Consider the following 19,991-nt stretch of genomic DNA (forward strand, 5'->3'; position numbering starts at 1 on the left):
GTGCTGGCATTGCTGCCTGGCTGAGGGACATCAGCCGAAAAGAGTCAGACAGTTGCCGCAAACAGATTGGGCGAAAGTGCGCTATGATGTTGCAGCCTTAACATGCCAGGATGGCATAGCGGGAGTCACAATGATAAGGATATCAGCCAGTGCCGTACGCATTGGCATCATGAGTGTTGCCTTGATGATTGCAGGGTGTGCGTCGTTGTCCTCCGCGCCTTCTGGTTCTGGAGCTGCTCAAACGCGATTGCAACTGGGGCTGGAGTATCTGGTTCGTGATCATGTTGAAGCCGCCCGAGATAATCTGCAAAAAGCAGAGCGCGTGGCCCCCATGGATGTTCAGGTGCAACTCGGAATGGCTCTTTATGAGCAGCATATTGGTGAAAATCAGGCGGCTGAAAAGCGCTACCGGCGTTTGTTACAACAGTCACCGGCAAACGGCAGTGTGCTGAATAATTACGGTGCGTTTCTCTGCCGTTTAGGGCAGTATGTAGCGGCGCAACAGCAGTTTGATGCTGCTGTGCAACTTGCTGATTACCATCAGGTTGCTGATGCGCTTGAGAATGCAGGATATTGTTTTCTCAACGCCGGTCGTACGCAAGATGCAGCACAGTGGCTTGGTCGTGCGCTGAGGTATGAGCCGGGTAAAGGGAATCGACTGTTGGCAGAAGCAAACAGTCGTTTTGCTGCCGGGGATTATGAGCAGGCGCAGATGCTGCTCCTGAGGGTTTATCAGCCACGGCTTGCGGCCAGCGCCGAAAGCCTGTGGTTACAGATTCGTTTCGCCGCGCGGGCTGAAAAACATGACGATGTTGAACGTTATGGCAAGCAGCTGGCGCGAAGTTTTCCACAATCCAAACAGTACCAGCAGTTCTTAGCTAATGAATACTGAAGCCACTCAAGATAATACTGTAGCAACAATAATGACCCCCGGTGAGCGTTTACGTGATGCGCGTGAGCGTTTGGGACTGACGCAACAGGTTGTTGCCGAGCGGTTGTGTCTGAAAATATCGACCGTTCGAGAGATAGAAGACAATAATACGCCTGCTGGCCTCGCCCCGACGTTCCTGCGTGGTTACATCCGTTCTTACGCTCGTCTGGTTCACCTTCCTGAAGACGAACTGCTGCCGATGCTGGAAAAGCAGGTTGTGCCAAGCCGTGTTGCGAATGTTGCACCAATGCAGCGTCTTGCGTTGGGTAAAAGCCGCAAAAAGCGCGACGGCTGGCTGATGCTGTTTACCTGGCTTATCCTGATAGGTGTGTTGGGGTTGACGGTGGCGTGGTGGTGGCAAAACCATCAGGCTCAGCAGCAGGAAATCAATTCCATGGTGGATCATGCCAATGCCCCGCAGAACCGCAAAGCGGCACAGACTGGTGATGATGCTGAGCCGGTGGACGATGACGGTGTCGCCGCTGATGCTGCTTTAGGGGCTGCGGGTGGTGTGGCCGCGACAAATTCTGTTGCATCAGCAAGCGGTTCGTCAACTGGCACGCCTGCAACGCCAGCCTCATCAGCAGGCGCGGCGGTGAGCGCAACTGCCACATCGCCTTCCGCTACACCTGCCTCACAACCGCTGTTGGAACAGTCGGCTACGGCACCTGCCAGTACGCTTGCGGCAACCCAAGCCGCCAATGAACCCGGCGCGCTTTCCCTGCGCTTCACTGCCGATTGCTGGCTGGAAGTGGTGGATGCCACGGGCAAGAAACTGTTAAGTGGTGTACAGCGTGGCGGGTCTGCGCTGAGTGTATCCGGCCAGGCTCCGTATCGTTTGAAGATTGGGGCTCCCGGTGCATTACAGATAGAGTTCCAGGGTAAACCGGTGGATCTGAGCCGTTTTGTGAAAAGCCATCAGGTGGCGCGTTTGACGCTAACGGCTGAGTGATCTGTCGTACAGGCAATGTGGAGAAGAAGTAATGCATAATCCAGCACCCATCAACCGCCGAAAATCAACCCGGATTTACGTCGGCAAGGTGCCGGTCGGTGATGGTGCGCCCATTGCGGTGCAATCCATGACCAACACCCGCACTACCGACGTTGACGCGACTGTCAGGCAGATAAAAGCATTAGAGCGGGTTGGTGTGGATATCGTGCGAGTTTCCGTACCGACTATGGACGCAGCCGAAGCGTTTCGACTCATCAAACAGCAGGTGAATGTTCCGCTGGTGGCGGATATCCATTTTGACTACCGTATTGCGCTGAAAGTGGCCGAATACGGGGTGGACTGCTTGCGTATTAACCCCGGTAACATCGGCAATGAAGAGCGCATTCGTTCGGTTGTCGATTGTGCGCGGGATAAAAATATCCCCATTCGTATCGGTGTTAATGCAGGTTCGCTGGAAAAAGACTTGCAGGAAAAATACGGCGAGCCGACGCCACAGGCATTGCTGGAATCGGCAATGCGGCATGTGGATATTCTTGATCGTTTGAATTTTCATACGTTTAAAGTCAGCGTCAAAGCCTCGGATGTGTTTCTTGCCGTAGAGTCTTATCGCCTGCTGGCCGCTCAGATTGAGCAACCGTTGCACCTTGGCATTACCGAAGCCGGTGGTGCACGCAGTGGTGCGGTTAAATCCGCCATTGGTCTTGGCCTGCTGCTTTCAGAAGGCATTGGTGACACGTTGCGTATTTCGCTGGCCGCAGACCCGGTGGAAGAAGTCAAAGTCGGTTTTGATATTCTCAAATCACTGCGTATTCGCTCCCGGGGTATCAACTTTATTGCCTGCCCAACCTGTTCCCGTCAGGAGTTCGATGTCATAGGTACGGTCAACGCGCTGGAACAGCGCCTTGAAGACATCATTACACCAATGGATGTGTCAATCATTGGCTGTGTTGTCAACGGGCCGGGTGAGGCGCTGGTGTCAACGCTTGGCGTGACTGGTGGCAACAAGAAAAGCGGCTTTTATGAAGATGGTGTACGGCAAAAAGAGCGTTTTGATAACGATGATATGATAGAACAGCTGGAAGCGAAAATTCGTGCCAAAGCGGCAATGCTGGATGAAACCCAGCGTATTGCTATCAATGTCGTGGAAAAGTGACCGACGATGCAGGCAGGCGGCGTGCGCTGTTTCTGCCTGAATCGACAGGCCCGCTACAGGCTCAGTAAGGCGCGGCACATTGAAGAGATGCGATTGTTGCTCCTATAATCGGGTCTGTTTTGGCAAAACACATCATTATTTCGAAAATACACCATTTCGAATCACACATAGAGAATTGACGTGGCAAAGAATATTCAAGCCATCCGTGGCATGAACGACTATCTGCCAGCCGAAACGGCATTGTGGCAGCGCATTGAGGACAGCCTGAAACAGGTACTTCGTGGTTACGGTTATAACGAAATCCGTGTGCCGATTGTCGAGCAGACTTCGCTGTTCAAACGTGCGATTGGTGAAGTGACCGATGTGGTCGAAAAAGAAATGTACACGTTTGAAGACCGCAACGGCGACAGCCTGACGCTGCGACCCGAGGGGACAGCCGGGTGTGTGCGAGCCGGAATTGAACATGGCATTTTGTATAATCAGGAGCAGCGCCTGTGGTATATCGGGCCGATGTTCCGACATGAGCGTCCTCAAAAGGGGCGTTATCGTCAGTTTCATCAGTTAGGATGTGAGGTGTTCGGTTTAAAAGGGCCGGATATTGACGCGGAATTGATCCTGATGACCGCGCGTTGGTGGCGAGTGTTGGGCATTGACCAGCACGTTAGTCTGGAGCTCAACTCTATCGGTTCCCTTGAGGCTCGAGCCCGTTATCGTGAGGCTCTGATCGCTTTTCTGGAGCAGCATAAAGATAAGCTTGATGAAGACTGCTTACGCCGCATGTACACCAACCCATTGCGCGTGCTCGACTCTAAAAATGCACAGGTGCAAGCCTTGCTTAATGATGCGCCGGTGCTGACGGATTATCTGGATGATGAGTCCCGAGCACATTTCAATGAATTGTGTGAACTTTTAACCCTCTCAGGTATCCCATATAAGGTCAATTCGAGACTGGTTCGTGGGTTGGATTATTACAACCGTACCGTGTTTGAATGGGTAACCAGTAGCCTTGGTTCACAAGGTACAGTGTGTGGTGGTGGCCGTTACGATGGCATGGTGGAACAGTTGGGTGGCTCTGCTACGCCTGCTGTGGGCTTTGCCATGGGTCTTGAGCGCCTGGTACTGCTGGTACAAACCGTTAATCCGTCATTTGTGGCTCAAGCCGGTGTTGATGTGTACCTCATCGCCTCAGGCAGCGGCACGCAACATGCGGCAATTCAACTGGCAGAGAAAGTGCGTGATGAGTTGCCGCAGTTAAAGCTGATGACCAATTACGGTGGCGGTAATTTCAAAAAACAGTTTACCCGTGCGGATAAGAGTGGTGCCCGGGTGGCGCTGGTGCTGGGTGAAAATGAAGTGGCTGCCGGACAGGTGGTGGTGAAAAACCTCACCAGCGGCGAACAGGAAACCCTGGTACAAGCGGATGTGGCAGCGCGTCTGGTGGCGTTACTGAATTAAGGAGAAAGGCAGCGTGGAAGTCTATACCACTGAGAATGAACAGATTGATGCACTTCGCCGTTTCTTTGTTGAGAATGGCAAAGCATTGGCTATCGGCGTTGTGCTGGGCATTGGTGCTCTGGTGGGCTGGCGTTTCTGGCAGAACCACCAGGAGAGCAGCACGATGGCAACGTCTGCTGCTTATCAACAGGTTACGGAGTCTCTGTCTGCTGGCACAACAGAAGGTGTTGCAGGCGCAGAGCAGTTTGCGGCCGGTGATCATGGCAATTATGGTGCGTTAACGTCGCTGGCTCTGGCGCACCAGTTTGTAGAAAAAAATGATATCACCAAGGCTGAACAGCAACTGCGTCAGGCACAGGGGCAGACTAAAGATGGTGATTTGCAAGCGCTAATCACGCTGCGTCTGGCTCGTGTTCAGCTACAGCAGAAAAAACCGGATGATGCACTCAAAACACTCGAGTCTGTCAAATCTGAAAGCTGGGTGGCAATGGTTGCCGATGTGCGTGGCGATGTGCTGGTCAGTAAAGGTGATAGTCAGGGTGCGCGCGAGGCTTACAATAAAGCCATGGCAGCGAAACCTTCTCAGGGACTGCAATCTCTGTTACGTATCAAACTGAATAATCTGCCCAGTTAAGAGGGACTTCATGCAATTGCGTAAAACACTGTTGGTCGGACTGGTTGCTGTAACCCTGTTAAGCGGTTGTTCGCTGTTTGATCGTGAAGAAGATGTGGTAAAAATGTCGCCACTGCCGCAGGTGAATAGCCAGTTTACGCCAGCCAAAGTCTGGAGTCGCTCTGTTGGCGGTGGTACAGGAGAGTTTTACTCAAACCTGCGCCCCGCATGGCAGGATAACCGCGTTTATGCCGCCGATCGTCATGGCATGGTAAAAGCCCTGGATCTTAACAGCGGCGAAGAGAAATGGCGGGCTGATTTATCACAGAAAACCGGTTTGCTCTCCAGCAATGTTCCTGCGTTGCTCTCTGGTGGTGTGTCCGTATCGGGCAACCATGTGTATGTCGGTAGCGAGCGTGCGCAGTTGTTTGCGCTTAATGCCGATGATGGCTCTGTGTTATGGCAGACCAAAGTTGCAGGCGAGGTGCTGTCTCGTCCGGTAATCAGCGATGGTGTGGTACTGGTGCACACCAGTAATGGTATGTTACAGGCGCTTGGCGAATCTGACGGTGCCATCAAATGGACGGTGAACCTGGACATGCCTGCGCTTTCACTGCGTGGTGAATCAGCACCGGTCGCCGCTTTTGGTGCAGCTATTGTCGGTGGCGATAATGGCCGCGTTAGCGCAGTGATGATTAATCAAGGGCAGTTGATTTGGCAGCAACGTATCTCCCAGCCCGGTGGAGCAACCGAGATAGCACGCCTTAACGACGTTGATACCACGCCAGTTGTAGCGGGGGATGTGGTTTATGCGCTTGGCTATAACGGCAACCTGACGGCACTTGATCTGCGTTCTGGTCAGGTAAGCTGGAAGCGCGAAATCGGTTCGGTCAATGATTTTATTGTTGATGGTTCGCGCATCTATCTGGTGGATCAGGACGATCGTGTCGTGGCGCTGAATACCAGCGGTGGTGTGGTCGTCTGGAAGCAGGGAGATTTGTTGCACCGTAACCTGACTGCGCCAGTGCTGTATAACGGTTATCTGGTGGTGGGTGATGCGGAAGGCTATCTCCACTGGATAGACACCGTCGATGGCCGCTTTGTTTCCCAGCAGAAAGTGGACAGCTCAGGTCTGCTGAGTAAGCCAGTGGTGGCCAGCGATAAGCTGCTGGTGCAGGCGAAAGGCGGTGAAGTTTACGCCTTTACCCGTTAACCCTTTCTGTGCCCGGGCAGCCAACTGCCCTGATAACGGCTCCTGATATCATCAGGGGCCGTTTCGTCTTTTATCATCAGCAGAGAATTCTGCTGTAACAAGTTGAATTATAAGCAATGAGGTTGTAACAATGATACCTGTCGTCGCGCTTGTCGGGCGCCCGAATGTGGGTAAATCCACGCTGTTTAACCGCCTGACGCGCACCCGTGACGCCTTGGTGGCGGATTTCCCTGGGCTGACGCGTGACCGCAAGTATGGTCGTGCTGAAGTCGAAGGCAATGAGTTCATCATCATCGATACCGGTGGTATTGATGGCAATGAAGATGGTGTTGAAACCCGAATGGCCGCACAGTCGTTGCTGGCGATTGAAGAGGCCGACATCGTGCTGTTTTTGGTGGATGCCCGCGATGGGCTGATGCCTGCCGATCACGCTATTGCCCAACACCTGCGCACCCGTGAAAAAGATACCTTTCTGGTCGCAAATAAAATCGATGGTATCGATATCGATACCGGTGTTGCAGATTTTTACTCGCTTGGCCTGGGGGAGGTCTACCCTATTGCCGCATCCCATGGCCGGGGGGTCACTGCGTTGCTGGAAAAGGTGCTGTTGCCGTTCGCAACTGACCCTCAGGAAGAGGCGCGTGAACTGACTGAAGAAGAAGAGAATGCAGCGTATTGGGAGCAGTTGGCGCAGGCGCAAGCCCTTGATGACGATGAGTCAGAAAATGAGGCTCCCAATCTGGAAGGATTGCCTATCAAGCTTGCTATCGTCGGGCGGCCAAATGTCGGTAAATCAACGCTGACTAACCGGATCCTCGGTGAAGACAGGGTGGTGGTCTACGACATGCCGGGCACCACGCGTGACAGCATCTATATCCCTATGGAGCGTGACGGTCGTGATTATGTCTTGATAGACACCGCCGGGGTTCGTAAGCGTGGCAAGATAACAGATACTGTTGAAAAGTTTTCTGTTATCAAGACATTACAAGCGATTGAAGATGCTAACGTGGTGCTGCTGGTGATTGATGCCCGTGAAGGGATTTCCGATCAGGACTTGTCGCTGTTGGGCTTTATTCTCAACTCTGGCCGTTCATTAGTCATCGTGGTGAACAAGTGGGATGGCTTATCACAGGAAGTGAAAGAACAGGTTAAAGAAACGCTGGATCTGCGCCTTGGTTTTATTGATTTCGCGCGCATCCACTTTATTTCGGCCCTGCATGGCAGTGGCGTGGGTAATCTGTTTGAGTCAGTGAATGAGGCTTATGAGTGTTCGACGCGCCGTGTCGGCACCGCGATGTTGACCCGCATTATGCAAATGGCGGTGGACGATCATCAGCCGCCGCTGGTGCGTGGCCGTCGCGTTAAGCTGAAATATGCGCATGCAGGCGGCTATAACCCGCCGATCGTAGTCATCCATGGGAATCAGGTTAAAGACTTGCCCGATTCTTACAAACGCTATTTGATGAACTACTATCGGCGCTCACTCGATGTGATGGGAACCCCAATCCGTATCCAGTTCAAGGAAGGGGAAAACCCGTTTGCCAACAAGCGAAACACGCTGACGCCAACTCAGTTGCGTAAACGTAAACGCCTGATGCAACATATCAAGAAAAGCAAATAATCACTTATTGCAGAGTGACTCGAAGGCGGGAGAAATCCCGCCTTATTGTCGAATCGAGTAGGGAAAACATGGTGTTAAGCGAGACCCACTGCCCTTCATGCCAGCAGCCCATGAGCGAAATGGCCGAGGCGCAGTATCGGTGTGAGCGCTGCAAACGTCAGTATCGGCGGGTGTTTCTGTGCCCTGATTGCGCACAGCCGTTGCAGGTATTGGCTGGCTGTGGCTCGAAAAGCTATTGGTGTGCTAACGGGCATGGCTTGATATCACGCACACGAATACACGTTCATTATCAGGATCTGGCATAACCACAATAAGGCACTGGCCGCATGTGCTTTGAGCCCCTGATGTGTACAGCCCGGGTAAACCTTCTGGTATTTGCAAGCGTCCGTAAATTACTCCAGCTCATGTTCATGAAGGATACCCGTATCAATGCCAACCTGATGCCAGGAGCGCATAACGGCTTCAGCAACGGCCGCATTAAAGCGTTTTTTTGCATGCTCAACGGTGAAACGGGCAAAAATAGAGAAATCGGCATTCTGTGGTAACTCTTTGTCGCATATTGCGTCATACCAAATCTGGCCCGCTTTTTCCCAGGCATAACCCCCCAGTGCGATAGCAGTGAGGTAAAACGCACGGTTTGGAATACCCGAGTTCAGGTGCACGCCGCCGTTATCCTCACGGGTGTTGACGAAGTCACGCATGTGGGCGGGCTGTGGGTCCGTACCAAGTAGCAGATCGTCGTAGGCGGTACCGGGGCGTGCCAGTGAACGTAATCCTTTGCCATCGATATCATCACTCAACAGGCCTTCACCGATAATCCAGTCGGCCTGCTGAACTTTCTGGTTGCGATGATACTGTTTAATCATCGATCCAAACACATCAGCCAGGGATTCACTCAGCGCACCAGACTGGCGAAAATAGAGCAGGTTACTCTCGCTTTCGATAACTCCGTGTGACATTTCATGTGCAATGACATCCAGCGACAGGGTAAACCGGTTGAATATTTTGCCGTCGCCATCGCCAAACACCATCTGCTTACCGTCCCAGAACGCATTTTGGTAGTTTTTACCGTAATGCACGCTGGCAAGCAGCGGTAATCCTTTGTTATCAAGTGAGTTACGGCCAAATACCTTCCAGAAAAAATCATGCACAACGGCCAACGCATTATAGGCTTCATCAGCCGCAGTATCGCCATTACCGGACTGACCTTCTTTTCTGATAACGCTGCCGGGTAACGTTTGCTGGTGAGCTGCATCATAAATTTCACGCAGCACTTGCGTGTCAGCGCGTTCTTCATGGCTGACAGGATGCGTAACTGCCGTGACCATCAACGACTGTACGTGCATCAGCGTTTGTTGTGCGCACCGACGCTCTTCATCGGATCCGTTATTGATAATACGATGCAATATATAGGGCGGAATAATGCTACGAGCGAACTTCATACTTCATCTCCTTATGCCGGGCTCAAATATGGGTTGCAACATATTATCAACATTGTTTTACCCTGATTGATCTACCACAGTGACGACACGATAAGTATAGCCTAATCATTAAATATTTTTTTCCCGCTTTACGGTGCGGGAAAGTGAAGATTCTTTTTTTATTTCAGTTACCTGACTTTCTACCCAACCATCACGCAAGCGGGTTTTCAGTTTATCGCCGGGGGCTATCTGCGTCGTTTTCTTCATGACCTGACCAGTCGCGGTAGTGGTTACACTATAACCACGAGCCAGGGTAGCCAAGGGGCTAACGGCTTCGAGATGTGAACAGGCTTCACCAAAGCGTTGTTTCTGCTGGTTAAGCTGTTTTTCCAGAGCGTGTTGCAGCCGGTAACGACACTGTTGTATGTGCTGTTGTGCCCGGTGCAGGCGGGGCTGTGGATGCTGCTGTGTTAAGCGTTGATTCAGGCGTTCCTGCTGGTGTTTTTGCCGGCGCAACTGCTGCTGAATGGCATCGTTTAGTCGCTGCTTCATGCGAATAAGCTGCGTTTGCTGGCGCGCCAGGCGCAATTGCGGATGTTGCTGATGCAGCCGGTGTTGCAGGCGTGCCAACTGTTGCTGACGCTGCGCCAGATAGTAGTCGAGCGCCATCTCCAGCCGCTGACGCTGTGCCTGGAGCTGCCTGAGTAATTCTTGCTGATTACGGCTGACCAGCTCTGCGGCTGCTGATGGCGTGGGCGCGCGCAAGTCGGCCACAAAATCGGCAATGGTGACATCCGTTTCGTGCCCGACGGCGCTGACGATAGGGATGCGACTGGCAAAAATGGCGTGAGCCACACGTTCATCATTGAAACTCCACAGGTCTTCCAGCGAGCCGCCTCCGCGCCCGACGATAAGCACATCGCACTCTCTGCGCAGGTTAGCCAGCTCAATCGCCCGAACAATTTGCGCAGGCGCTTCGCTTCCCTGTACTGCCGTCGGGTAGATAACGACCGGTAGTGATGGGTCTCGACGTTGCAGAATATGGAGAACATCATGCAGTGCTGCACCGCTGGCCGAGGTAATGACGCCAACCTGACGTGCCGGTTTGGGCAGCGGCTGTTTGTGCTGGACATCAAATAACCCTTGTGCGGACAGGCGTTGTTTCAACTGTTCGAATTGCTGTTGTAATGCGCCGTCGCCTGCCGGGTGCATACTTTCAGCCAGTAGCTGATAGTCACCGCGTGGCTCATACAGCGTGAGCGTGGCGCGTACCAGCACCTGTAGTCCATTTTGCACTCGAAAGGTGACACGCCGGTTACTGTTACGGAACATGGCACAACGCACCTGAGCGCGTTCATCTTTCAGCGTAAAGTACCAATGACCAGAAGAGGGCTGGGAGAGATTGGAAATTTCGCCAGAGAGCCAGACTTGGCCCATTTCTGCTTCCAGCAACTGTTTTACCGTCTGATTCAGGCGGCTGACGGTAAAGATAGTGGATGAAGGCAATGAGGACATTGTGACCTGGATCAAATAGAAAAACAGGGAGTTAATCAATCGATATTACCGGGCATCCGGTGGTTCGCAAGCATTTTTATAAAAAAATGCTGGAGGCAATCGATTTCGGCCTGTATAATGCCACGGCAATATTTTATCTAAAACCTATCCCAATTCCGGTGAGATATTGCCATGCTACGTATTGTAAAAGAAGCTCTGACCTTCGATGACGTTCTTCTCGTTCCTGCCCACTCCACTGTTTTGCCCAACACGGCAGATCTGAGTACCCAACTGACCCAGCGTATTCGCCTGAATATTCCGATGCTTTCTGCTGCGATGGACACCGTAACGGAGTCCGGGCTTGCCATTGCATTGGCTCAGGAAGGGGGGATTGGCTTCATTCACAAAAATATGCCTATCGAACGGCAGGCAGAAGAAGTGAGCCGCGTGAAGCGCCATGAAAGTGGTGTGGTGGTTGACCCACAAACGGTTACCCCTGAAACCACCTTGCGTCAGGTAAAAGCGTTGACCGAACGTAATGGTTTTGCCGGTTATCCGGTGGTGACTACCGGTAATGAATTGGTCGGGATCATTACGGGGCGTGATGTGCGTTTCGTCACCGATCTGGATCGCCCGGTCAGTGCCGTAATGACACCTAAAGAGCGTCTGGTAACGGTGAAAGAGGGTGAAGCGCGTGAAGTCGTGCTGCAAAGAATGCATGAACGCCGTATTGAAAAAGCGCTGGTGGTCGACGATCAGTTCCGTCTGGTCGGGATGATCACCGTAAAAGATTTCCAGAAAGCTGAACGTAAACCCAACGCCTGCAAAGACGAGCATGGCCGTCTGCGTGTGGGTGCCGCAGTGGGTGCCGGTGCAGGCAATGAAGAGCGTATTGATGCGCTGGTGGCCGCGGGTGTTGATGTGTTGCTGATTGACTCTTCCCACGGCCACTCCGAAGGCGTGTTGCAGCGCATTCGTGAAACGCGTGCCAAATACCCTGATTTGCAGATAATCGGCGGTAACGTGGCGACGGGCGCTGGCGCTCGTGCGCTGGCAGAAGCTGGCGTCAGCGCGGTTAAAGTCGGTATTGGCCCGGGTTCTATCTGTACGACTCGTATCGTCACGGGTGTCGGTGTGCCGCAAATTACCGCAATTGCTGATGCGGTTGATGCGCTGGAAGGCACCGGGATCCCGGTCATTGCCGATGGCGGTATTCGCTTTTCTGGTGACATTGCCAAAGCCATTGCGGCAGGCGCGGCTTGCGTGATGGTGGGCTCAATGCTGGCCGGTACGGAGGAATCTCCAGGGGAGATCGAGCTTTATCAGGGCCGTGCGTTCAAATCATACCGTGGTATGGGCTCACTGGGAGCAATGTCGAAAGGCTCATCCGACCGTTATTTCCAGTCTGACAATGCGGCTGACAAACTGGTGCCGGAAGGTATCGAGGGTCGCGTCGCTTATAAAGGCCGCCTGAAAGAGATAGTGCACCAGCAGATGGGGGGCCTGCGCTCTTGCATGGGCCTGACGGGCTGTCAGACTATCGATGCGCTGCGTACCAAAGCCGAATTCGTGCGCATCAGCGGCGCTGGCATTCAGGAAAGCCACGTCCATGACGTCACCATTACCAAAGAGTCGCCGAACTACCGCATGGGTTAAGCGCGTTATCGGCTGATTTAATGCAACGAACCCGGTAAACTCGCCGGGTTCAATTTTTCTTTTGCTTCTATCCGTAGTGGAATACGCCTCTCATGACAGAAAACATTCATCAACATCGCATTCTTATTCTGGATTTCGGTTCGCAATATACACAACTGGTCGCCCGCCGCGTGCGTGAGCTGGGCGTATACTGCGAACTGTGGGCATGGGATGTCACCGAAGCGCAGATTCGCGAGTTCAACCCGAATGGCATTATCCTTTCCGGCGGCCCGGAGAGTACCACCGAGTTTAATAGCCCGCGCGCGCCGGAATATGTTTTCCAGGCCGGCGTGCCGGTGCTGGGCGTATGCTACGGTATGCAAACCATGGCGATGCAGTTAGGTGGCAAAGTGGAAGGCTCCAGCGAGCGCGAATTTGGTTATGCGCAAGTGGAAGTTAAAGCCAACAGTGCGTTGATCCGTGATATTCAGGACGCCGTGAGTGCTAATGGTGCGCCGTTGCTGGATGTGTGGATGAGCCACGGTGATAAAGTCACCGCTATTCCGGCTGATTTCGTGACGGTGGCCAGCACCGATACCTGCCCGTACGCCATTATGGCGAATGAAGAAAAACGCTTCTATGGCGTACAGTTCCACCCGGAAGTGACCCATACGCGTCAGGGCCAGCAGATGCTTGAGCGTTTTGTACGCGATATCTGCCAGTGCAACGCCCTGTGGACACCGGCAAAAATTATTGATGATGCCGTTGCGCGTATTCGTGAGCAGGTGGGGGAAGACAAAGTGATCCTCGGCCTGTCCGGCGGAGTGGATTCCTCGGTAACGGCGCTGTTGCTGCACCGTGCCATTGGCGAGCGCCTGACCTGCGTATTTGTGGATAATGGTCTGCTGCGCCTGAACGAGGCCGAACAGGTGATGGAAATGTTTGGCGACCAGTTTGGCCTCAACATTGTGCATGTTCAGGCGGAAAACCGTTTCCTGTCAGCGCTGGCAGGCATTAACGACCCGGAAGCCAAGCGTAAAACTATTGGCCGAGTCTTCATCGAGGTGTTTGATGAAGAAGCTGGCAAGCTGACCGATGTCAAATGGCTGGCGCAAGGCACGATTTACCCGGATGTTATCGAGTCTGCGGCTTCTGCCACTGGCAAAGCACACGTTATCAAGTCTCACCATAACGTGGGTGGTTTGCCGGATGACATGGCGCTGGGGCTGGTTGAGCCGCTCAAAGAGCTGTTCAAGGACGAGGTACGCAAGATTGGTCTGGAGCTCGGCCTGCCGTACAACATGCTCTACCGTCACCCGTTCCCGGGGCCGGGCCTTGGCGTGCGCGTATTAGGCGAAGTGAAAAAAGAGTATTGCGACCTGCTGCGCCGCGCTGATGCTATCTTCATTGAAGAATTGCACAAAGCCGAGCTGTACGACAAAGTCAGCCAGGCATTCACGGTATTCCTGCCGGTACGCTCCGTTGGCGTAATGGGCGATGGCCGGAAATATGACTGGGTTGTCTCGCTGCGTGCTGTCGAAACCATTGATTTTATGACCGCGCACTGGGCACACCTGCCGTACGAATTCCTCGGCCGCGTCTCCAACCGCATCATCAACGAAGTTGATGGCATCTCCCGCGTGGTGTATGACGTCTCCGGCAAACCGCCAGCTACGATCGAGTGGGAATGATTTTCCAACCGAAAACGTCTGGTACTGACAGGTACTCAATCAAGCGTAAGTCCGCGTAATAGCGGACTTTTTTTCAGCGTTAAACCACCATCTCGGGAGGTGATGATTATTTTTGTGAGGCTATCGCCTGAAGAAAATCCTATGCCTGAAGCTTTTCTCTTACTCATCACAAGTAGGAAGGAAATCACTGACATGCGCAGTAATAGACGTTCAGCGCATGTGTTTTGGCGTTGTAAATACCTCTTGGTTTGAACACCGAATATTGCTATCAGATTTTAACAGGAGCCGTGGGGAAAGCGTTTTATCGCCCATAAACGATTACTGATAGATTGGGTATAGTGTCGTTACGTTATTTGTATTTTATACATGTGTTGCTCTCGCTCTGTAGCTATGACCAATATCACTATTGGTACAGAATAGGTATAGGCACGTTAAAAATCAGCCTGTGATATTTTATTCTGTAGCAGGGAGGAGCGGTATCCTTCATAAATAGCAAGGAAGCAATTATGGAAAGGAAAATACGATGAAAAGGAGAGTGCTATGGAAAGGAAAAAATGTATGAATGTATCTTTATATAAAAGAGTATGGCAGGGGGGTTCAACCTTCATCGTGGTGGTGATATGCCTGATGGGGGCGGTATTCAGTTATGCGGCAACGAATGATCCAACTTTCCTTCATCCTGGTATGCTGTATACGTCTACTGATCTCAATAAAATGAGAGCAGGCGTGAATAATAAAAAAGATCCTTGGTTTCGGGATTGGCAAATATTACAAATGCATTATCTGGCCGGGGCCAGCTATTCGGTTACACCGAAGAGTGTGGTGTACAGGAACGACCCTGTTTATGGCAGCTCTGGAAACGGTGAGTTACAAACCAGTGCTTCGTCGGCATTATTACTCGCCATTGAATGGTCAATTACACGAGACCCGGCTTATGCCAGCGCAGCAATTAAAATCCTTAATGGCTGGTCTTCGACTTTACAGTCTATTAAAGGAAAAGATGCGCAGCTTGCAGCCAGTCTCTATGGATATAAATTACTGAATGCGGCGGAAATTCTGCGTTATAGCGATAGCGGTTGGGCGGCTGCGGATATTGAGCGCTTTAGTGCGATGATGACGACGGTATTTTACCCGCTCACCCACACCTATGGTCAGGTCAATGGGGGATGGGCGAACGGTAACTGGGATGCCGCTGATACGGTATTTCATTTGAGCCTGGGCATCTGGTTAAATGATTCTGTTATTTATAATGATGCCGTGAATTATTTTAAAAACGGCGAGGGTAATGGTTCAGTCATTCATTATGTACAGAATGATAGCGGTCAGTTACAGGAAAGTGGTCGTGACCAGGCTCATGCCCAAGGCGGTTTGGGGTTGTTGGTCATGGCCGCTCAGATTGGTTATAATCAGCGTCAATATCAGCAAGCAGGCGCAGATCTGGTGAGTTATCCCGATAATAGTTATCCTCTGGTTAAAGCTGCCGAATATATTGCCAAATATAATCTTGGCTATGATGTTCCTTATACACCGATTCCGGGAAAAGGATATATGCTTGATGATATGCGTAGAGGCTATTCATGGATGCCAGGGCTGACGGTGTCTTCGCGTTTTCGTGGTGAATTCCGTCCCATTTATCAGGGTATCCTGAATTTATTTACGGCAGCAGGCGTTGATAAAAAGAAACTTTCTTATACCCGAGAGGTGATCGGCAGAATGCCAATAGGGAAGTTTTATTTTGATCATCCTTCTTATGAGGGCGTGCTGGCAGGCAATACACTTGCGGCATCAAATAACATGTATGTTGTACTGCAATCGGTAAAGAAATATATCAATGCGGATAACAGTGGCGCACTGGTAACCGTGATAAATACGTCCTCTCCTGCGGTTGTCAATGGAATAAGCCCATCGGTGATAAATGGTTTTCAGGCTGTGTATCTGGCAAAAAATAGATTTGCTTTTCGTTCGCTGCAAACCGGAAAATATCTGTCAGTCGCGGCTGACGGCACGGTGCTGGCAACGGCAGATGCGGTAACGAACAGTGAGTCATTTGCCTATAACGACTCGGGAAATGGCAGCGGCACATTGCAGGCGCTGTCTAATGGACGTTATATTGTCATGAATGCCGGGACATATCAGATTTCCGCAACGGCAACCGGCGTGAATGATGATAGCGTCCGCTGGACAATTCTCTACCCTAACCCAACAGATCTGGGCGTCATCAATTAATGCCTGAGAGACGAGCCATCGCGTTATGGCTCGTATCACGGTGTTGTGGCTGGGATAGCATCATAAAAATCAAAGAGATGATTATCTCTTCTCACGATAATCATGGAGTGACCCGCATTAATGAAATTCCTCAAGGTGGCCGGTCTGATGATGAGCGGCGTATTGATCTTTTCATTTGGTCAAAGCCTGATACGCGCGGCACACAGCGCAGAGCAAATGGGCGGGAAGGATTATTTGTCTGCACGGCGTGATTCAGCCAAACTGGCACCCGACCCGGTAGCGAACAGCCAGACGGCGATTGTGCAGGTGTATACCGCCGCCACCTATGGCTGGCGCGGCCTGGTGGCGGTACATCCGTGGATTATCATCAAGAAAGCCGGGGAAACCCAGTATCAGCGCTATGAAGTGATAGGCTGGGGTGAAGGGGATGTGGTTCGTCGTAACTCTACGCCGGTGCCTGATGGCTACTGGTTCGGCTCGCAGCCCCATGTGCTGGTGACGCACCGGGGCAAGGCCGCAGAGGCGATGATCCCCAACATTGAGCAGGCGGTGAAAAGCTACCCCTGGCCTCACACTTACCATGCCTGGCCCGGCCCTAACAGCAACACGTTTATGGCGCATATCGGCCGTGAAGTGCCGGAGCTGAAGCTAGATTTGCCCGCTAATGCGATAGGCAAAGACTTTCGGGCTCTGACGAACCCGGTGGGGCTCTCTTCATCGGGTAAAGGTGTGCAGGTGTCCGTGTTGGGGATGCTTGGCCTTAATCTTGGCATAGAAGAGGGGATTGAGGTGAATGTGCTGGGGGTTAATCTTGGTGTAGACCTAAACCCTCCGGCATTGCGGTTGCCGTTTATTGGCCGCCTCGGGTATGACTAAGGCGTTTTTCTGGTGGGCACAAGTGATGTGTTGCGGGAAGGGTGTCTGCTTAATCGATTTGCCAGCCTGGTGAGAGGATATTGATGCTAGTACGAAAAAAAGCCATAGCGCTGTTGTGCCTGTTGATGAGTGTGTCGGCGTATGCTAATGCCAAAACGCAGGGGAATGCTGACAGCATGAGTTATCAGGGCATGAATGCGACCACCGATAGCATGGGCAATACGACCTATCGGGACAAAAATGGCCGGATGCTTGGGTCAGCCTCGACGGATAACACCAGCGGAAACACCACGTACCGTAATGCTAACGGCTCTATCGTCGGGAGCGCCAATACCAGTAATAGTGGTGAAACAACATACCGAAACCCAAATGGCGGGATAGTGGGGTCAGCGTCAACAGGCATGACGGGCACCACCACCTACCGTGACAGAAACGGCAAGATAGTCGGGAGCTCCACCTCGGACAGCAGCGGCAGAAAAACGTACCGTAATGCCAATGGTTCGATTGTCGATCGTTTGCAGTACTAACCCGTGCGCAGCATGGTCTGGCCACCAGGCTGTGCTTTCTCATTTCACCCCGTTTTCTCTCTCACCTTCCACCCAAAACGTTTCTCTCGTTGAGGGGCAACGTAACCTATTGAAACGGATTATTTCCCCTCTTTGCGACAAAACCGTTGATTCATTTTTTAACCTAATGTTTTTATTGGAAATAATATTTTAGTTCAGTAGGTTAGCGATAAAAAGACGTGATGGTGATTGCCAGTGCCGGGCATCATCTGGCGGCCAGTATCAATCATGTGGTGGGAAGCCACTATGGCGGCGGGCATAGGCTGGCAAGCTTTGCGATGCTGGCGCTGGATCCCGTGCCAGACACTCAAGGTTGATTTAATAAAAAATCACTTTTAATGCATAAATAATTGTTTTTTTTCGATCTGGATCAGGATTTCCCTCAGCAAACCTGACTATGTTGATGATTCACTGGTGAATGTGCCTGGCAGATAGCTTGTCTTCTGGCGAGGTGTTATCACGGGAGCAGTGTTATCATCGGTGAGGCGTTATCACCGGTGAAGCGCCATCACAGGCTGTAGTCAGGGGGAATAAATATGCAGGAGCAATTGAGTATCCCGGTGTCCGATTTATATCGCAGTCAGCGCTTTTATCAGCAGGCGCTCAAGCCGCTGGGGTATGAGCAGATCAAAGACATGAAATTTGCCGTGAGTTTTTCCGTGTTGGGCGGCTATGGTCTGGTGGCTGACTCTGGCGTCGAGTTTTGGCTATTTCAAGGGGAAGTGAGTACGCGGCCTGCGGCGCAGGTTGTCTTTGGTGTCTCATCAAAAGCCGTAGTGGATGCCTTTTTTAGCGCAGCCCTTGCCGCTGGCGGGCAGGATAAGGGGAAACCCGGTGTACAGACCTCGCGCCATCCTGATGAGTACGCCGCTTTTGTGTGTGATCCCGATGGCTACACGGTCGCCGTGGTGTGCTGTCAGGCAGCGATGGCATAACTGTGTGGTGTGTCCGGGGGCAGGGTTTAGCCGCGTTGCTTATCACCTTTACGCCCGCGCTCTATTTTTCAGCCTTGACCTTTATGACCAAGGCTTCCAATAATGGCTCCGTTGACTCGGGGTGCCGCTTCCTATTCAGAACGGCTGAGAAATACCCGTATTACCTGAACTGGATAATGCCAGCGTAGGGAAGTCACGGTATCCCACCGGCTACCGCCTTCTTTCACGCCGGTTGGGAGGTTTATGTTCGCTCGACCTGTCTTTTTTGTGCTCACCACGCTTTTTCCTTTGTCTGCCGGGGTGCTTCGGCCTGTGTTTTTCTGCCGCATTCACGCTGATGTTGTTACTGTTGCCCCGGTGGTGTGCTGATGAAAACCCCGATTAATGCACTGACTATTGCCGGAACGGATCCCAGCGGCGGCGCGGGCATTCAGGCTGACCTGAAAACCTTTTCGGCACTCGGTGCCTACGGCACCAGTGTTATTACGGCACTGGTGGCGCAAAATACACGCGGCGTGCAGTCGGTGTACCGCATTGAAGCTGCCTTTGTGGCGGCCCAACTGGATTCGGTACTCAGCGATGTGCGTATCGATAGCGCAAAAATTGGTATGTTGTCGCACACCGCGATAGTTGAGGTGGTTGCGCACGCGTTGCAGGGCTATGCGTTGCCGTATGTGGTGCTTGATACCGTGATGCTGGCCAAAAGTGGCGATCCGCTACTGACAGACGACGCTGTTGCGGCTCTGCGCCAGCTTTTGCTGCCGCAGGTTTCGCTTATTACCCCTAACCTGCCAGAGGCTGCGGCACTGTTGCGCTGCCAGATTGCCGATAATGAGCATGAGATGTGCCAGCAAGGAGAGGCGTTGCTGGCAATGGGCTGCCAGGCGGTGCTGATGAAAGGCGGGCACCTTAATCAGCCGGATAGCCCGGACTGGCTGTTCTTACCTGATGCCGGGCCTGTCAGGTGCAACGGTGTGCGTGTTAACACCCGTCACACCCACGGCACTGGCTGTACGCTCTCTGCTGCGCTGGCGGCATTACGCCCTCGTCATGATAATTGGTTACAGACACTCGCTGCGGCGAAAGCCTATTTGCACGGTGCACTCGAGCAGGCTGATGCGCTGGAGGTGGGGCAGGGGATTGGCCCGGTACACCATTTTCACCGCTGGTGGTAAGAACTGTCTGAGATAAGAAAATTCGATGCCGGTT

At 52.3% G+C, this 19,991-nt stretch carries 17 protein-coding genes, 1 pseudogene and 1 riboswitch; of the genes and pseudogenes, 16 read left to right on the plus strand and 2 right to left on the minus strand.

Annotated features, from left to right (window positions below; translation table 11 throughout):
* Positions 1-130: 130 nt before the first annotated feature.
* The 8 genes from pilW (at position 131) to DAQ1742_RS05080 (ending at position 8,243) form a co-directional block, all read left to right on the plus strand.
* Complete coding sequence (gene pilW, locus DAQ1742_RS05045; protein ID WP_035343532.1) at positions 131-892, plus strand: type IV pilus biogenesis/stability protein PilW; 762 nt, start codon at positions 131-133, stop codon at positions 890-892.
* Complete coding sequence (gene rodZ / locus DAQ1742_RS05050) at positions 882-1,883, plus strand: cytoskeleton protein RodZ (RefSeq protein ID WP_035343530.1); 1,002 nt, start codon at positions 882-884, stop codon at positions 1,881-1,883. The genes pilW and rodZ overlap by 11 nt, the downstream gene beginning before the upstream one ends.
* Before the next feature lie 31 nt (positions 1,884-1,914).
* Positions 1,915-3,036, plus strand: coding sequence for a flavodoxin-dependent (E)-4-hydroxy-3-methylbut-2-enyl-diphosphate synthase (gene ispG / locus DAQ1742_RS05055; protein ID WP_035343528.1), 1,122 nt, complete (start codon positions 1,915-1,917; stop codon positions 3,034-3,036).
* Positions 3,037-3,216: 180 nt separating this feature from the next.
* A complete protein-coding gene (gene hisS, locus DAQ1742_RS05060) occupies positions 3,217-4,491 on the plus strand; it encodes a histidine--tRNA ligase (protein WP_035343527.1) in 1,275 nt (424 codons plus the stop codon).
* Positions 4,492-4,504: 13 nt separating this feature from the next.
* Positions 4,505-5,125 (plus strand): YfgM family protein, encoded by a 621-nt coding sequence (locus tag DAQ1742_RS05065; protein ID WP_035343526.1) that lies wholly within the window; start codon positions 4,505-4,507, stop codon positions 5,123-5,125.
* A 10-nt stretch (positions 5,126-5,135) separates the two neighbouring features.
* Positions 5,136-6,317, plus strand: coding sequence for an outer membrane protein assembly factor BamB (gene bamB, locus DAQ1742_RS05070; RefSeq protein WP_035343525.1), 1,182 nt, complete (start codon positions 5,136-5,138; stop codon positions 6,315-6,317).
* Positions 6,318-6,447: 130 nt separating this feature from the next.
* A complete protein-coding gene (der, locus tag DAQ1742_RS05075; protein WP_035343524.1) occupies positions 6,448-7,938 on the plus strand; it encodes a ribosome biogenesis GTPase Der in 1,491 nt (496 codons plus the stop codon).
* A gap of 68 nt (positions 7,939-8,006) precedes the next feature.
* Positions 8,007-8,243 (plus strand): zinc ribbon domain-containing protein, encoded by a 237-nt coding sequence (locus DAQ1742_RS05080; protein WP_071604102.1) that lies wholly within the window; start codon positions 8,007-8,009, stop codon positions 8,241-8,243.
* An 87-nt stretch (positions 8,244-8,330) separates the two neighbouring features.
* Here the strand turns inward: DAQ1742_RS05080 and DAQ1742_RS05085 are convergent, their stop codons facing one another.
* A complete protein-coding gene (locus DAQ1742_RS05085) occupies positions 8,331-9,380 on the minus strand; it encodes a M4 family metallopeptidase (protein ID WP_035343523.1) in 1,050 nt (349 codons plus the stop codon).
* A gap of 108 nt (positions 9,381-9,488) precedes the next feature.
* Positions 9,489-10,874: an exodeoxyribonuclease VII large subunit gene (xseA, locus tag DAQ1742_RS05090; RefSeq protein ID WP_035346249.1), complete on the minus strand. Its 1,386-nt coding sequence runs from the start codon at positions 10,872-10,874 to the stop codon at positions 9,489-9,491.
* Positions 10,875-11,045: 171 nt separating this feature from the next.
* Between xseA and guaB the strand changes: the two genes are divergently transcribed.
* From guaB to thiD, 8 genes and pseudogenes are all read left to right on the plus strand, one after another.
* Positions 11,046-12,509 (plus strand): IMP dehydrogenase, encoded by a 1,464-nt coding sequence (gene guaB, locus DAQ1742_RS05095; protein WP_035343522.1) that lies wholly within the window; start codon positions 11,046-11,048, stop codon positions 12,507-12,509.
* Positions 12,510-12,601: 92 nt separating this feature from the next.
* Positions 12,602-14,179, plus strand: coding sequence for a glutamine-hydrolyzing GMP synthase (guaA, locus tag DAQ1742_RS05100; RefSeq protein WP_035343520.1), 1,578 nt, complete (start codon positions 12,602-12,604; stop codon positions 14,177-14,179).
* A 540-nt stretch (positions 14,180-14,719) separates the two neighbouring features.
* Positions 14,720-16,405, plus strand: a complete 1,686-nt coding sequence (locus DAQ1742_RS05105) for an alginate lyase family protein (protein ID WP_232046590.1) — start codon at positions 14,720-14,722, stop codon at positions 16,403-16,405.
* A gap of 120 nt (positions 16,406-16,525) precedes the next feature.
* The gene (locus DAQ1742_RS05110; RefSeq protein ID WP_035343517.1) at positions 16,526-17,281 is read left to right on the plus strand and encodes a DUF3750 domain-containing protein; all 756 of its coding nucleotides are present in this window, start codon (positions 16,526-16,528) and stop codon (positions 17,279-17,281) included.
* 83 nt (positions 17,282-17,364) lie between these two features.
* Positions 17,365-17,808, plus strand: coding sequence for a hypothetical protein (locus DAQ1742_RS05115; protein WP_035343515.1), 444 nt, complete (start codon positions 17,365-17,367; stop codon positions 17,806-17,808).
* 236 nt (positions 17,809-18,044) lie between these two features.
* Positions 18,045-18,164 (plus strand): annotated as a pseudogene (locus DAQ1742_RS05120) (DUF2891 domain-containing protein); the annotation flags it as partial.
* Positions 18,165-18,383: 219 nt separating this feature from the next.
* Positions 18,384-18,782 (plus strand): VOC family protein, encoded by a 399-nt coding sequence (locus DAQ1742_RS05125; RefSeq protein ID WP_035343513.1) that lies wholly within the window; start codon positions 18,384-18,386, stop codon positions 18,780-18,782.
* 107 nt (positions 18,783-18,889) lie between these two features.
* Positions 18,890-18,990: riboswitch (TPP riboswitch) on the plus strand.
* A gap of 160 nt (positions 18,991-19,150) precedes the next feature.
* Complete coding sequence (gene thiD, locus DAQ1742_RS05130; protein WP_035343511.1) at positions 19,151-19,957, plus strand: bifunctional hydroxymethylpyrimidine kinase/phosphomethylpyrimidine kinase; 807 nt, start codon at positions 19,151-19,153, stop codon at positions 19,955-19,957.
* Positions 19,958-19,991 lie beyond the last annotated feature (34 nt).

The sequence above is a fragment of the Dickeya aquatica genome, from assembly GCF_900095885.1.
Lineage (GTDB): Bacteria > Pseudomonadota > Gammaproteobacteria > Enterobacterales > Enterobacteriaceae > Dickeya > Dickeya aquatica.